A 14,607-nucleotide genomic window follows, 5' to 3' on the forward strand; every position below is an offset into this window, starting at 1 on the left:
AAGTTAAAACTTCTTGCATATTCTAATATGATATGAATATGCTACCCTCTTTTGAGAAATTATGTGGCTTTTCGTGTTTTGTAGATTCTGATATTTCTAATATAATTGGATTGTGTATTGGAAAACAAAATCTTTTTAGCTTTTTATTTTCGATTTATTATACTTAAGGACGAAAACTAATGTAGTAATCTATAATGCATTGATTCTTGATTGGGTGTGTCATCAATGATGAGATTATTTTTTACTTGTGTTTCAAATTTTCCAAGCACAGCATATATACATTCGCGATGTCGTTTGCTTGTTTCACAGACAGCAATATCGTGTTGCATGGTTTTGTAATCTTTGTAGATTTGATCTGGCACATGAAAGGATTGCGGTTCTTGAGTAGCAAGAAATATAAAAAATTGCCCAAAACTATAAGTATCACTTAAGAAAGGTTCGACACAAATTTGAGATTCACTAAACTTTTTACGACCGAGACAATCTAGATTAATAGGATAATTAAAATGTGCTTGAAATACACTATCTTTTAAAGTAAGTTCATAATTTGGAGATATTTCTTGAGTTTGTTGCATCTGCACTTTGCGTAGATTATTAGCAATTTTATAAGATTCACATTCAAACTCTATTGTACCATAAATATGAATCTTATCTTCTTGAATACGTATAAGTGCACTACCTATTTTACCATGTTGTGAGTCTATAATAAGAAGTTTATTTGCACTTTTACACTCTGGAACTGGTGCAAAATTTTGTTTAAAATTTGTATAGTCGTTGTAGCTCACATCACAGAGATTTGTTTTGCAATTTGAAATATGAATTCCAGTTTTAGGATTATTTGGATTATTAAAAAAACCACTAAATTTAAGAATAGGAAATTTCTCAATAAATATCATAAAATAATAATCTAATTGTTTTTGTGTTAATCCCGTAGTATATGCAGATTGAAATCCTAAAAAAGAAACAAGAAAGAAAATATATATACTTTTTTTCATATTCTAACTTTTTGTATTTGTTCGCATATTTGCACTTTTTTGAATTAAAATTGTAGCAGATTTCTCTCTGTTTGTATAAATTCCTCTTTAATTTTTATAATTTATTGAGGTTTGTTAGAATATTATTTATGCTAATTAATATTTAACGCTCCAATGAATTATTTATTAAATTAAAAAATAAGGAATGAGGGGCTAAATTGCCATTCTGATTGCATCTGAAAATGCCTCTGTATCTGTTGCAACAACAAAATATTCTATCCCTAATCCCTTACCTTCTTCGATAAGACTATATTCAAGTTTATTTGGTGTAATTACAATAAATGTTGGATTCTTCGCATGTGGGTTTTCATTATATTCACGAATAAAATCAAAAGCTAACAACCCACTATTTTTGTAATCAAGTATAACAATATCTTGTGGAGTTGTATTAAGTTTAGTTAATGCTTCGAATGGATTGTGTTCAACAGTTATTTTTAGTGTTGCATCCACCCTCTCAATCAATTGTCGTGATTTAAATGACTTAGTATCATTCTCTTGTATAATAAAAACATTACGTTTACTTGTTGTCTCAAGAGTTTTTAATAAGCTAAAAAGCTCTTTTGTTCTTGGGGAAGTAATTTTATTTTTATCAATTCCTTTGAGGAAGTATCGTAAATAGGTAACAGAATTATAACCACCATGAATATCCGCATCGCGGAAAAATTTCTTAACATATTGATTTATTTTTGCTCTCGCCCACATTTCTTTATCAAGATCATAGCCTTTTGTATTCAGAAGTTTTACAAAACGCTCCTTAATTTCCTCGGTCATAGGTGCAAACACATCTGAAAATTCTTGTAAATGTTTTTCTCTAAAAGCTTTGAGACGTTCTGTTTCTTTTGCAATGACTTCTTTTTGTCGAGCAATATAATCGATAAGATCAACAAAGCGACGACGCAAAAGTTTAACTTCTTTTTCAAATTCTAAATATTCACGACTCTTTTTGTCAGACATAAGTTTCAATGTACGTTCTTCTTCTTCAAGTCTTCTTCCAAGAGGTTCGCATTCAGCTTTTGCTCCATTCATACCAATTTTTACATCTTCAATATATTGTTCTAAATGTGTAAAGGCAACTTGTCGCACTAAGAAAATTTTTTCAAAACAATAGGGTAGGGGATATTGAATCTTTTTATTGTATTCTTCAAAATCTCGATATAGTGATGATACCTCATGTTTTACCATACGTAATTCTTTGTTTTCAAGCATAGAATCTAAATCACAAAGATCATTGTATGCTGTAAATAAAAATCTTCTCATTTTCATAAAATCGATTTCTGGGTGACCATCAATAAATTCTTGATGATTTTCTAAAATAGATTTTTCACGTGCAAAAAACTCATTAATACATTCACCTGCAGATTTTGTGACAGGTATAGCTTCTTCATCTTCGACTGAAATTTTAGCTTGAATCTTGATGACAATGCGATTTTCAACCACAAATTCAACATCTATATTGTTTGCAATCTCCTTTTCTTCTCCTTGCCATGCACTAAATGGAAATGGAAACACTCGATTGTTAAGTGTTTGTTCAACTTTTCCTTCCTTTTTTTCAACATCTATACTGATGATTTGCCCTTCTAACATAACTCACCTTTCCTTAAAATACCGAAATTAAGATTCGTAAAGTTTAGTATTATAACAAAAAACATAAACTTTTATTCAAATAAATTAGTGCATAGAGCCTAATAAATATTATTTTTCATTTTATTTTATATTTTTGAATACCTTAATTGCTTGAAATATAATTGTAAGAAGTAAGAGAACTGATTTAATTATTAAAGAATAAAAGATTGGAATGAACCTTAAAGTTGGTAAGCGAGGTTTTTGTGGTAATTCTGAAGCTATATTAGATTCTATAAAATATTAAATGATTAAAATTTTATGAGTTTAGAACAATAAAAAATAATTAGTTGAAATAAACTTCAAGTAGTGTAGTATATTAAATCCTCATTGTAAAATATACACAAAGAGTATTTATAGGTGATATTTATCATAATATTTTCTTGTTTGGTAGCTTTACAAAAGTTTGTTTTAAGATTTTTAACTTTAACTGGACAAAAGAGTAACTTAATTGATGGCTATTTCATACATTTTGCAAAGCAGATTATTGAGGCAAGAAAATTTACGCATACTCCCGAATCGAAATTCTAAAAAATGAATAAATTACTTTGTGATGCTTGAAGTTTTTAGTATTAATACTTGAAGAATTTCATATAGTTTGGAGAATATTTATCAAGAATTCTTTGAGTGATTTAGTTAGATACACTATGAAGCATCGATACTAAAATTAACTTAATGATGTAGTTTGGTAGAGTTGCATGAGTTTAAGGTAAAATTCTTCCTCACCATTATTTTGTATAATACCACTTGATGGTAAAATATCATAATATAGTCTATCTAAATCTTTAAATCTATTTGGAAATAAAGTTGAGAGCATAATTGCAGAAATTTGACGCCTTACAAGCATTGCTGGTGGCAAAAGCCCTAATCGAAAAAATTCAATTAGTGATTCTGTATTATAGTTAATATGATGATGGTTTCCATGTGGGCAGATTCTTATTGATACAAGTGTTCTACAAATATCACAATATACATATTCTGGTAAAATAGAAACATGTAAATGAATGCCCCGCAGTGAATCAAAAATTGAATGGACTTCATTGTTTAAATAATATACTGATAATCCACGATTTTTCTCACCAACAAGAATCTTTGTGCAACCAAAATTACGCATTACAATCGCGTCCATAATCATTTTGTTTTGCCCTGCGTAGAGATAGGTATCATCATGTGGAATGATAATAACTTTTTCTCTCATAAGATAATTATCAACAATAAATTCCATACATTTTAAACGCAATTCATAGGAAATAAGATCATTTCTATGTGGTTTTAAAAGAAATATCACGAGTAAATCACACTGCTCTAAAGCTTTTCGCATAATTTCTTCGTGTACACGATGCAATGGGGATGCACTCATGACAATTCCGGTAATCTGTTGTGCATTCAAGGTTTCGATTTTGTCGCTAACTTGCTGTTTAGAATAAGCAACTTCATTATGTTCTAGCTCATATTCTCCACAAATACAAAGCTCTCCAATTCGATTTTGAATTTCTTGAATATGTTTATTGGAAAAATCACCGCCCATGATTTTATGTATTCGTTCTTGTTTATTAACTCTAAAGACAGAATCTACAACAATGCTTCCAGATTTTTTCCCATCAGTAATGAAATCAAGCACTTCGCCTTTTGTTACACTCGATAAGACTTCATTATTTCTTTTTCCGCTTGGTGTCAAGAGAAATGGACATGGATAAGTTTGCTGTAGAAAAAGCCCACTTTGATTTACCGCTTTCATTTGTTCTTCATCCATGAGTTTATGTGCGGGATAAAGTAGACCTTCTTTGGCAAGATTTAGGACAGATATTGCTTCTTTATCAATGTAAAGTTGTTTATTTTTTTCTTGTGATTCCATATTTTTTCCTTTTTTCCCACAAGCTTTTTCTACTCATACCAAGCTTCTTTGCCAACTCAACATCAGGATACCTCCCTTCAAATTTTGAAATAACAATCCTTTCATAATCACGGATAGAGAGAATTTCGCTACCAATTTCTAAGTTATTTGCCATATTTGTAATATCTACGATATTTGAAAAAACAACTTTATCATCTGCAATCATCGAAATGATTATATTATAATGTACCGCTTTTTCAAGAAATTCTTTTTTTTCATGTTTTTTTAAATTCTCACAATCTATTACATAATAAGTTTTATGTTTATCAAACTCAAATTTTTCCCATGAAATATTTTTAAGACTTAAAAAGTCAAAACGCAACCCTCGTTCGATTGCATATTTCATTGCATAAATGTCGGCACTTCTTTGTGAACTTGCTTTAATAAGAAGAGGTGGGTTATATTGTGGTAAAGTTGGGGTTTGTAATTCATTTTGTATGAAAGCAAAGTAATTCTTAAAAAATTCTATATCATTTTCTAAGTCTTTAAAGGCTAAGTAGTGTTCAATTTTCCGCACAAGTTCATCCATCATAAAAGGTTTAATAATATAATCTTTCGCTCCGAGTTTGAGTGGTTTCGACACTGTATCATCACTCACATAAGATACCATAAGAATAATAATAGAATTTTTATGATATTCAATCATATCTATATAATGTATTCCAGCAGTATTTGTTGATAACAATACAATATCAAAACCATTTTTATTCATAATTTCTTCAAATGATGATGTAATGCAAGATGTATGCCCATTATCGGCAAGCTTTGTTGCAATACTCTGTGCTAAATAAGTTTCATTTTCAATAATTAATACATTCATGTTAGTCCTTTTTTAAAAAGTTAAAATGTTGCATATTTAAATGGCGTGTTATTTCTCTTGGTCGCAAAAGAACAACACATTGTGCAAATACCCCTTCTTTTCGTCCCACAAATCCAAGTTTTTCTGCTGTGCTTGCTTTAATACTAATTTGTGATTTATTGAGGTATAAGATATTTGCGAGACATTCTTGCATTTGTTGTTTATATGGTGTAATATGTGGTGTTTGTGCAATGATTGTTATATCAATATTGCCGATTTCAAGCCCAGTGCTAAGGCAATAATCATATACTTCTTGTAATAATATTTTAGAATCCATATTTTTAAATTGAGAATCTGTATCCGGGAACATTTCTCCAATGTCACCATGATTCATTGCGCCGAGCAAAGAATCAATCAGGGCATGAATTCCAACATCACCATCACTATGGGCTTTAAAACCATAAGGAGATTCTATCCTGACGCCACATAACCACATTTCTTTAGAATCTTCAAACGCATGAATATCGCTTCCCTGTCCTATTAAGATATTAGAAGTGCTTAATATATTTTTATGCGTAAAATTTAAAGAAACTACTTTTGATGATAAGAGATTCTGTCGAGGTAGTTGAAGTGTATAGGGATTTTGACTTTCTATAATCTCTTTGTAGATTGCATCAAGTAAATGTATGTCATTCATGTAAGTTAGCTTTGCCATGTCCCTATCTCCCTGAACAAGTTCTAAATGCGTATTGGGTAATGCACAAATCGCACTTGTTTCATCAGTGAAATCTTTATTTAGATGAAAAGACTCTAAAAGACAAGAAGTCCTTGAAATTTGTGGTGTTTGAATAAGTCTCAATAATTCTCTTGGAACATGTGTGTGTGTTGGTTGTTTAAATTGCAATATATCAGAATCTTTATTATGGCTCTGTATATCTTGACATAGCATAACTGTATCGGAAACATTGAGGCAAGGAGCAACACAATCACAATTTGTATGTTCTAAAACTTGTAGCATGTTATACAAGGCTTTTGTTTTTGTGTTAAATCTAGCACAATCATTAACAAGTACAAAATCAGAATCTACTTCTTGCAGAGCATTTTTTAATGACTGAAAACGTGTGTTGCCCCCCGTAACAATCAGTAGGGGAATGTGTTCTAAACATATCTGATTACAAGTTTCTGCATTAAAGCAAGAATCCTCATTTGATATAAGAAAATCTAGAGATTCTGGAGAAAGCTTTTTCATATATGATATATCTTTTGGTGATGCAGTAATAATAATTTTTTTAAGAGAAAAACAAGAATGATGCTCTGTTTGATTTAATGACTTAAAATCAGGATTAAAAGGATGTTCATTTTGTTGTGTGGGGAAAGAAGCGATACATTCGAGTGTTTTTTGTGCTAGAGATTGTGCAACATAAAGCCATAGTGGTGTTGTGTTGATTCGTATCCATTGTTTTTTTACATGAGGTTTTTGCATGGCATGAGGAATGGGATAATCATAACTCTTGCAGAAAGAATTAGAGAGAACTAAATCAGCATCATTGAAATTGTTACAAAATCGCAAGGAATCTCCCGCTGCCATTATTATGAGCGTTAAACTTTTCATCATGTTAATCTTTCTGTAAATGTTACAATTGAAATTTTACTTCTGTTTTTGGGATATTCTCTAAATTTTAGAGTGTTCCTAAGCTATCTCAATTTTGAATATTTTTTTTACAATTATATAATAAATCATCAAAATTTGTTACTAATTTATACAATATTATTGTATTTTTCTTTTTATGCCATTGAAAAACAAAGAATTTTAGTATGAATTTTACAATATTTTCTAATCTTCAATTATTCTTATTATAATTCGAATAATATTAATTAAAAATAAAGGATTTTTATGAGTGAAAATATTCGCAATACATGGGTGCAAAATAGATTAAACGATACAATACGTACACAACTTTATTATGCAAAAAATGGTATTATTACTGAAGAAATGCGATATGTAGCCAATGTTGAAAATTTGAGTCCGGAATTAATACGTAAAGAGGTTGCAAGAGGGAGGCTTATAATTCCTGCCAATATTAATCATAAAAATCTTGAGCCAATGGGGATAGGGTTAGCTTTAAAAACAAAAATTAACTCAAATATAGGTTCTTCCCAACTTGTTGAAGATATAGAAGATGAGGTAAAAAAACTAAAAACTTCAATTAAATATGGTGCAGATACGGTTATGGATCTTTCCACAGGTGGTGATTTGGATAAAATTCGTAATGCTATTATTGAAGCCTCAAGTGTGCCTATTGGCACTGTACCTATGTATCAAATTCTCCATGATGTACACAATGATATTTTGAAACTTGATATTGAAACAATGCTTAATGTATTGCGTAAACAAGCACAACAAGGGGTAAGTTATTTTACCATACATTGTGGTTTTTTGCTTGAGCACATGCCAGCAGTTTCTAAAAGGAAAATGGGGATAGTATCCCGTGGTGGTAGCCTTATGGCAAGTTGGATGTTGCATTATCATAAACAGAATCCTTTTTATGAATATTATGATGAGATTTTAAAAATCTGTCAAGAATACGATGTTTCGTTGTCGCTTGGGGATTCGCTACGACCAGGTTGCTTAGCTGATGCGAGTGATGAGGCACAATTTTCAGAATTGCGTGTATTAGGAGATTTAGCAAAACGTGCATATGAAGCGAATGTGCAAGTAATGATTGAGGGACCAGGGCATGTTCCATTAAATCAAATTGAACGCAATGTTGAGCTACAAAAAGAATATTGCAATGAAGCACCTTTTTATGTGCTTGGACCGCTTGTAACAGATATTGCTGCTGGTTATGATCATATTGCAAGTGCTATTGGTGCATGTGTTGCTGCATGGAAGGGTGTCGCAATGTTATGTTATGTAACACCAAAGGAGCATTTGGGTTTGCCAAATGCAAAAGATGTGCGTGAAGGTATCATTGCATATAAAATAGCTGCTCATGCTGCAGATATTGCACGAGGCAGGATTGGTGCACGCGATAGAGATGATGCCATGAGCGATGCAAGATACGCGTTTGATTGGAATAAACAATTTGAGTTAGCTCTTGATGGAGATAGAGCAAGAGAGTATCATGATGAGACTTTACCTCAAGAAGTATTTAAAGACGCTGAATTTTGTTCTATGTGTGGTCCGAAATTTTGTAGTTACAAAATTACTCAAGAAATTTTTAAAAATTATGTAGAAAACGAATAGATTTTGCAGTTTGCGAGAATCTAAATATTTTTAAGCAATATGCAATAATAAGCTTGTCTGTATTGAGAAAAGATTGTTTGGTTTTTCAAGAAAGCTTTATTAAGGTAAAGTATGATTAGACGCATTTTAATCAATAAGTCCCCAGCATTTTCACACCTTGAACTTTATGTGCAAAATGGTTTTAATGTGATTAGTGGTGTGAGTGGTAGTGGTAAGTCAGTTTTTTTAAATTCAATTTTAAGTGCATTTGGACTTAAAGAACCTAATGCAGATTTGATTGAAATAAGCTTAGAAATAGATTACAATAAACTAGGTATTAATCTTGAGGACTGGGGAATCTCAAATGCACTTGATGAGGATAATCAAGCAGTTGTTTCAATTTTAAAAAAACAAAATACTCGTTATTTTTTTAATCACCAATCAATTCCAAAAAAGAAACTAAGTGAGATTTCAACACATTTTATTAAGTATATTAGTATCAAAGATGGAAATGAACTGCAAAGTAATTTTTTACTTAAGATTCTTGATACTTTTATTGGTGCAAAAGATGTAAAATTTTTTCTATTGTTGGAAGAATATAAACAAATATTTTTAGAATATAAAAATTGTGGAAATGAGTTGGAAAATCTTAAACGAATGCAGAAAAATCTTGAGAATCTTAAGGATTTTGCACAATTTGAAATTGATAAAATCACAAGAATTGACCCACAGATTGGTGAGTATGAAAGACTTTTAAATGAGAAAAAACTTCTTAGTAAAAAAGAAAAAGTTTTGCAATCTTGTAGTCTTGCACTCCAAAGTATAGATTCTATGGATTCTGTAAATCGAGCACTTCAATTATTGGGACTTGATAATAGCAATTTGCAATCTTGTTTGCTTGAGGTTCGCGGTAATCTCGAAAATGCTATTGATGATTTTGAGAATCTTGATATGGAACCAGAAGAATTGCTTAATCGTATTGGTGAATTAGCAGATATTCAACGCCGTTATGGAAGTGAAGAAGAGGCACTAAAACATTTGGCAATTCAAAGAGAAAAATTAAAAGAATATGAAAATATTGAATTTGATAAAACACAATTAGAAAAAAAATATATCGAACTTGAGCGAACAATCCAAGAACTTAGCAAGAAAATTACACAAAAACGAATCGCAAATATCAAAAACTTTGAAGCACGACTTAATAATTTTGCACAGCAACTTAAGTTACAGGTTCTTTCGATCAAAAGAAGCTCTTGTTTGTTTGATGAGTTTGGGGTGGATAACTTAGAAATATTACTCGATGAAAAGTCAAAGAATATAGTTTCTTCTGGGGAGTATAACCGCATGAGATTGTGTGTGCTTTGCACAATGGTAGAAGCAAATGAAGTGAAAAATATCAATAACACAACACAGCGGAGTATAATAAAAAAAACAAAAGCAATAGAGAAAAAAAAGATGAATGTGCGAGATCAACAAAATATATTCAATAATGAATCTTTAGCGAATTTGCACTTCACAAATCAATATAATGCTCTCAATACAGAATGTGGGATACTCATTCTTGATGAAATTGATGCAAATTTAAGTGGTGAAGAAAGTGAGGGTGTGGCAAAACTCTTACATTTTTTGTCGCGAAGTTATCAAATTTTTGCCATTTCTCATCAACCATTTATGCCGTTAATGAGTGATTATCATTATCTTGTGAGTAGGGATGATGAAAATAAAGGATATATTCAGCTACTTGATAATGAGGGAAAAATTCAAGAAATTGCACGTATGATTAGTGGCTCTAATCTTGATTCTCATGCAATAAATTATGCAAAAACACTTTTAGAACAAAAAAAGCAAGAGAGAAGTAATTTATAAAGTTTATTGTTAATAACTTGAGATAATGAAGTTTTGCAGAAGATAAAATATTCTTTGTAATGTAAGATTTTTTTTTGATAAAATCGTGTGATTGTTTTTGTTGCTATGCTAGAATAATGTTTATTTACTTCCATATAAGGAGCTTTTATGCAGGTATTGCAGTTGGGTTTAATTTTTGTTATTTTAGTCGCTATTGTTGTGATTGTTGTTGAGCTACTTTGTTTTCTCATTCCTATCATATTGGGGTTAGTAGGCTTTATTGCCATAGCTGGTTTGATTGGTGTGTTCCTTTTTATTTTTTATAATAAATTGCAAGATTATTTACAGAATAGAAAATAATGATTGTTGATGATTAAGAGTGCAATTTTTAATTTTTCAGGTTGAAATCCCGATTTGTAATGCAAGAAAATAGTTACAGTCTCAACCATTGATAAGTGGATAAGGTTTCAAACTTTTAATATTTGTCTCAAAATATTTTAATATGACTTCATGTTGGTGATTCTATCTGATTAATATAAGATAAAGTTGATTAAATTTTATAAAATCTCTGCAACCTTTAAGCTATAATTACACAAAACTTAAGCAAGGAAATTCATGGGAAAAGTATGGAAATTTGGAGATAATATTGATACTGATTTAATTATTGCTGCTCGTTATCTCAATACAAGTGATGGTAAAGAATTGGCAAAAAAAGTATTTGAAGATGCAAGATTGGGTATAGCACAAGAAATTCAAAAAGGCGATATAGTTGTGGCTGGAGAAAATTTTGGTTGCGGAAGTAGTCGTGAGCATGCTCCATTGGCATTAAGAGAAGCTGGAATCAAAGCTGTTTTAGCCCCATATTTTGCACGAATATTTTATCGTAATGCTTTTAATACTGGACTTTTAATACTTGAGCTTGAAAAAAAAGATATTGAATCTATACAAGAAGGTGATAATTTGGAGGTTGATTTAGATTCTAAAAAAATTATAAATACCACTCAAAATACCCATTATCAGTTCAAGGAGATTCCTGTATTTATGCAAGAACTTTTGCAATGTGGCGGTTTAATGGAATATGCAAAAACAAAAATTTCAGTGTAGTTATAAAGGGATACTATGAAAACTTATAATATTGCTGTGCTTAAAGGTGATGGTATTGGTATTGAAGTAACAAATCAATCATTAAAAGTATTAGATTCTGTGCGTAAAAAATTTAATCTTGATATTCAAACACAAGAGTATCTTGTGGGCGGAAGTGCACTTGATAATTGCAATCAATCTTTACCAGAAGCTACTATTGAAGGTTGTAAAAGTGCTGATGCCGTGTTGTTTGGTGCAATTGGTGGTCCAAAATGGGATAATCTTAAACATGATAGCCCAGAAAAAGGTTTATTGGAATTACGTAAAACATTGCAAGTTTTTGTAAACATACGTCCTGCTTTTGTGTTTGATTCCCTTGTGATGGCAAGCACTCTTAAACCAGAAGTCATTTCGGGAGTAGATTTAGTTGTTGTTCGTGAGCTTATTAGTGGAATTTATTTTGGAGAACCACGCGGTATAGAAATACGCGATGGAGAAAAAGTTGGTTTTAATACGATGTTTTATACCGAAAGTGAGATTTCACGTATCGCACATTATGCTTTTAAACTTGCAAATACAAGACAAAAAAAACTCTGTGTTGTTGATAAGGCAAATGTATTAGAAGTGAGCAAGTTATGGCGTGAAGTTGTTGGCAGAATCGCAAAACAATATAATCACATTGATGTCTCTTATCAGTATGTTGATAATGCAAGTATGCAACTTATCCGTAATCCAAAAGATTTTGATGTGATTCTTACAAGCAATCTTTTTGGTGATATTTTGAGTGATGAAGCAAGTCAATTAACAGGTTCAATTGGCTTGTTGCCGAGTGCGAGTATCGGTGATAAATATGCACTTTATGAACCCATACATGGAAGTGCACCAGACATTGCTGGGCAAGACATCGCAAATCCAATGGCAAGTATTTTAAGTCTTGCAATGATGTTCGAAAATACTTTTGAAGAACAATGTATTGCCAAAACTATTAAAGATTGTGTTTCAAATGTGCTTGAAGAAGGTGTGAGGAGTAAGGACATTGCACAATTTGGGGTAAAAAAAGTGTTAGGCTGTAATGCAATTGGTGATTTAATTGCAACGAAAATATTAGAATATTAAAATTTGAAATTCAATAAGAAAAAGAAAGATGAGGAAAAATATGAGTAGGAAGCTACTTAATTTGGGTTATATCTATGAAATGGTAAATAAGCACAATGAGGCTTTAGTGTGTTTTGAACAAGTTTTAGAAAAGGATTCTAGAAGTCTTAATACAGAAATTATTAAGGAAGCAAGACTTGGAATAAAAGCAAATCATATGGCACTGAAATATCAGGAAAATCCGGAATTACTCACAAAAAATCTTGATATGGAAAAAATGCAAAGAAAAATTCAACAATTTAGACAAGATCCAAGAAAATTAATAGGGTGGTTTAGTCAATGGAGTTAAAAGATGTTGTATTACAAACGCTTAATGAAATTGAAAATAGCGTTGATGAAAAAGGTTTTAAAGATATTACAATTGGAATTAATACTGGTGAAGTAGAATTCTTGCAGAGCTTTAAAGAAAGAATTTTTGTGCTTTTTGAAGGATTAAAGCAAGATGATTTGTTTACTGAAGACGAGAGTGCAAAAATGCAAATTGAAGCAAAACTTGATTTAATTCTTGGTTTTTTACAATTTCAATTAGCTCTTATTGATGCGAGATTGGAGGTGCTGGATAAACGCACATTTGATTTGGTGTGATTAGTATCAATGATAATCTATATGGTGCGTTATATATTTTATATTTAAATGGGCTTATTAATTTTACTATATAGCAAGATAACTATATGGTTTGATAAAAGTTTTTCCTTTTATTGTGTAAAGAAAACTCTATGCTTTGTTTTACACAATAAAAAATATCTTAAAATAACTGAGATAGAGATTGTTTATTAACTAATCTATAATTTCTATTTGTTGAAGTATTTTTAAAATCTTTCCCTCATTTTTTATTATGTATTTTTAGTTCAAAAGATAAAAAAATACATAAGATTTAGTAATTATTATTATTTTAATTTTACTTTAAGTTTTTTTATGGTAGTATTCTATTTGTAATCAATTTACGCATTGATTATTGTTCTTATCAAAGGATATTCCTTTGATAGTTTTTGGGTTAAGTTAAGAACATTCTTTCGCATTATCTTCCTTTAGCAACTAAGGTAAGATTTTCTTCCTTAGTGTTTTGCTAGATTTCTCGCAGTCTTTAATTTTGCTTTTATCAAAGAATAAATTTTCTATATTCATTTTTATTAAAAATAATTTAAGATACTGATTTTTAGATTCTATCATTTATAAAATTATTCCTAGATGTATAAATATTATCTTGCATAAAGTAAATCAACTATATTCAATAAAACACTCATAAACTAGGTGATTGTCGTAGTTCATTATAAGAGATTTGTGATTTGAATTATATTGAACTTTTGTAAAATTGCTATTATAAGCATAATACTTAAACCACTTAATATCCCATTTAGCAATCCACTGAAAATATAACCCCCCTCGAGATTTGGTTTAAAATTATAGAATCTTCTTATAAAACTTGGTTTATAGTAGTCATAAATTCTTATAAATACACAAGCACATACTGCTTCTAAAGCATAAGTTTCTGTATTATTGAATACTAAAAAACATGCACAAAAGAGACTCGCAATAAATTGATCTATAACAAAATAGTTGCCATAATTCTTACGGATTTGTGGGATATTTTTTTTATCTACAACAAGGGTTTGTGCTGTATAACTATTTTGAGAATCTTGTTGCGACTGATTATTTTGTATTGTATCTTGGTGTGATACACAATCATTTTTAGCTATGCCTGTTCCCACATTTTTTATAGAATTTATTACTTCATAGAAAGGTTGGTTGCTTTTGTCATTAAAATTCTGTTGATCAGTACGCAAATTACGATATATAACAGCACTAATTAATAAGGATAACATAAATGCAGTTTCACGATTAAATATGATGAGAATATAAATAAATGCAAAACCAATAAGGCTTGCTAAAATTTTCCGAAGCCATAGGGGTTTAATAATATGCAATATGGCAAGATTATAGAGATTCATAT

The 14,607-nt window shown here is 30.4% G+C and carries 13 protein-coding genes; 7 read left to right on the forward strand and 6 right to left on the reverse strand.

Features of this window, described 5'->3' with window-relative positions:
• Positions 1-176: 176 nt before the first annotated feature.
• From CQA53_RS00500 to ispF, 5 genes are all read right to left on the reverse strand, one after another.
• Positions 177-995 carry a hypothetical protein gene (locus CQA53_RS00500; protein ID WP_115542062.1) on the reverse strand — a complete coding sequence of 273 codons (819 nt, stop codon included), beginning with the start codon at positions 993-995 and terminating at the stop codon, positions 177-179.
• Between the two features lie 192 nt (positions 996-1,187).
• Complete coding sequence (locus CQA53_RS00505) at positions 1,188-2,618, reverse strand: response regulator (RefSeq protein ID WP_115542063.1); 1,431 nt, start codon at positions 2,616-2,618, stop codon at positions 1,188-1,190.
• Positions 2,619-3,321: 703 nt separating this feature from the next.
• A complete protein-coding gene (locus CQA53_RS00510; RefSeq protein ID WP_115542064.1) occupies positions 3,322-4,509 on the reverse strand; it encodes a sulfate adenylyltransferase in 1,188 nt (395 codons plus the stop codon).
• Positions 4,487-5,368, reverse strand: coding sequence for a response regulator (locus tag CQA53_RS00515; protein WP_115542065.1), 882 nt, complete (start codon positions 5,366-5,368; stop codon positions 4,487-4,489). The genes CQA53_RS00510 and CQA53_RS00515 overlap by 23 nt, the downstream gene beginning before the upstream one ends.
• A gap of 1 nt (position 5,369) precedes the next feature.
• Positions 5,370-6,962, reverse strand: a complete 1,593-nt coding sequence (ispF, locus tag CQA53_RS00520) for a 2-C-methyl-D-erythritol 2,4-cyclodiphosphate synthase (RefSeq protein WP_245945538.1) — start codon at positions 6,960-6,962, stop codon at positions 5,370-5,372.
• Between the two features lie 279 nt (positions 6,963-7,241).
• Between ispF and thiC the strand changes: the two genes are divergently transcribed.
• The 7 genes from thiC to CQA53_RS00555 all read left to right on the forward strand — a co-directional run bounded on the left by thiC (position 7,242) and on the right by CQA53_RS00555 (position 13,241).
• Positions 7,242-8,594 (forward strand): phosphomethylpyrimidine synthase ThiC, encoded by a 1,353-nt coding sequence (thiC, locus tag CQA53_RS00525; RefSeq protein WP_115542066.1) that lies wholly within the window; start codon positions 7,242-7,244, stop codon positions 8,592-8,594.
• Positions 8,595-8,705: 111 nt separating this feature from the next.
• On the forward strand, positions 8,706-10,439 hold the full coding sequence (locus CQA53_RS00530; RefSeq protein ID WP_115542067.1) for an AAA family ATPase: 1,734 nt from the start codon (positions 8,706-8,708) through the stop codon (positions 10,437-10,439).
• Positions 10,440-10,586: 147 nt separating this feature from the next.
• A complete protein-coding gene (locus CQA53_RS00535) occupies positions 10,587-10,778 on the forward strand; it encodes a hypothetical protein (RefSeq protein WP_115542068.1) in 192 nt (63 codons plus the stop codon).
• A 255-nt stretch (positions 10,779-11,033) separates the two neighbouring features.
• Entirely contained in the window at positions 11,034-11,522 is a 489-nt protein-coding gene (locus CQA53_RS00540) for a 3-isopropylmalate dehydratase small subunit (RefSeq protein ID WP_115542069.1), read from the forward strand.
• A 15-nt stretch (positions 11,523-11,537) separates the two neighbouring features.
• The gene (gene leuB, locus CQA53_RS00545) at positions 11,538-12,617 is read left to right on the forward strand and encodes a 3-isopropylmalate dehydrogenase (RefSeq protein ID WP_115542070.1); all 1,080 of its coding nucleotides are present in this window, start codon (positions 11,538-11,540) and stop codon (positions 12,615-12,617) included.
• A gap of 40 nt (positions 12,618-12,657) precedes the next feature.
• Positions 12,658-12,945 (forward strand): tetratricopeptide repeat protein, encoded by a 288-nt coding sequence (locus CQA53_RS00550; RefSeq protein WP_115542071.1) that lies wholly within the window; start codon positions 12,658-12,660, stop codon positions 12,943-12,945.
• Entirely contained in the window at positions 12,936-13,241 is a 306-nt protein-coding gene (locus CQA53_RS00555) for a CiaD-like domain-containing protein (protein WP_115542072.1), read from the forward strand. The genes CQA53_RS00550 and CQA53_RS00555 overlap by 10 nt, the downstream gene beginning before the upstream one ends.
• A gap of 683 nt (positions 13,242-13,924) precedes the next feature.
• Here the strand turns inward: CQA53_RS00555 and CQA53_RS00560 are convergent.
• Complete coding sequence (locus CQA53_RS00560; RefSeq protein WP_115542073.1) at positions 13,925-14,605, reverse strand: hypothetical protein; 681 nt, start codon at positions 14,603-14,605, stop codon at positions 13,925-13,927.
• Between the last annotated feature and the right edge of the window lie 2 nt (positions 14,606-14,607).

Origin of the sequence: Helicobacter didelphidarum (assembly GCF_003364195.1) — a bacterium.
GTDB classification, from domain to species: Bacteria; Campylobacterota; Campylobacteria; order Campylobacterales; family Helicobacteraceae; genus Helicobacter_A; species Helicobacter_A didelphidarum.

Bases quoted from the DNA above. Each gene is read 5' to 3' on its own strand.
- CQA53_RS00530 (WP_115542067.1), top strand. From the start codon at position 8,706: ATGATTAGACGCATTTTAATCAATAAGTCCCCAGCATTTTCACACCTT.
- CQA53_RS00550 (WP_115542071.1), top strand. From the start codon at position 12,658: ATGAGTAGGAAGCTACTTAATTTGGGTTATATCTATGAAATGGTAAAT.
- CQA53_RS00515 (WP_115542065.1), bottom strand. From the start codon at position 5,368: ATGAATGTATTAATTATTGAAAATGAAACTTATTTAGCACAGAGTATT.
- CQA53_RS00555 (WP_115542072.1), top strand. From the start codon at position 12,936: ATGGAGTTAAAAGATGTTGTATTACAAACGCTTAATGAAATTGAAAAT.
- CQA53_RS00510 (WP_115542064.1), bottom strand. From the start codon at position 4,509: ATGGAATCACAAGAAAAAAATAAACAACTTTACATTGATAAAGAAGCA.
- ispF (WP_245945538.1), bottom strand. From the start codon at position 6,962: ATGATGAAAAGTTTAACGCTCATAATAATGGCAGCGGGAGATTCCTTG.
- CQA53_RS00560 (WP_115542073.1), bottom strand. From the start codon at position 14,605: ATGAATCTCTATAATCTTGCCATATTGCATATTATTAAACCCCTATGG.
- CQA53_RS00505 (WP_115542063.1), bottom strand. From the start codon at position 2,618: ATGTTAGAAGGGCAAATCATCAGTATAGATGTTGAAAAAAAGGAAGGA.
- thiC (WP_115542066.1), top strand. From the start codon at position 7,242: ATGAGTGAAAATATTCGCAATACATGGGTGCAAAATAGATTAAACGAT.
- CQA53_RS00540 (WP_115542069.1), top strand. From the start codon at position 11,034: ATGGGAAAAGTATGGAAATTTGGAGATAATATTGATACTGATTTAATT.
- leuB (WP_115542070.1), top strand. From the start codon at position 11,538: ATGAAAACTTATAATATTGCTGTGCTTAAAGGTGATGGTATTGGTATT.
- CQA53_RS00500 (WP_115542062.1), bottom strand. From the start codon at position 995: ATGAAAAAAAGTATATATATTTTCTTTCTTGTTTCTTTTTTAGGATTT.
- CQA53_RS00535 (WP_115542068.1), top strand. From the start codon at position 10,587: ATGCAGGTATTGCAGTTGGGTTTAATTTTTGTTATTTTAGTCGCTATT.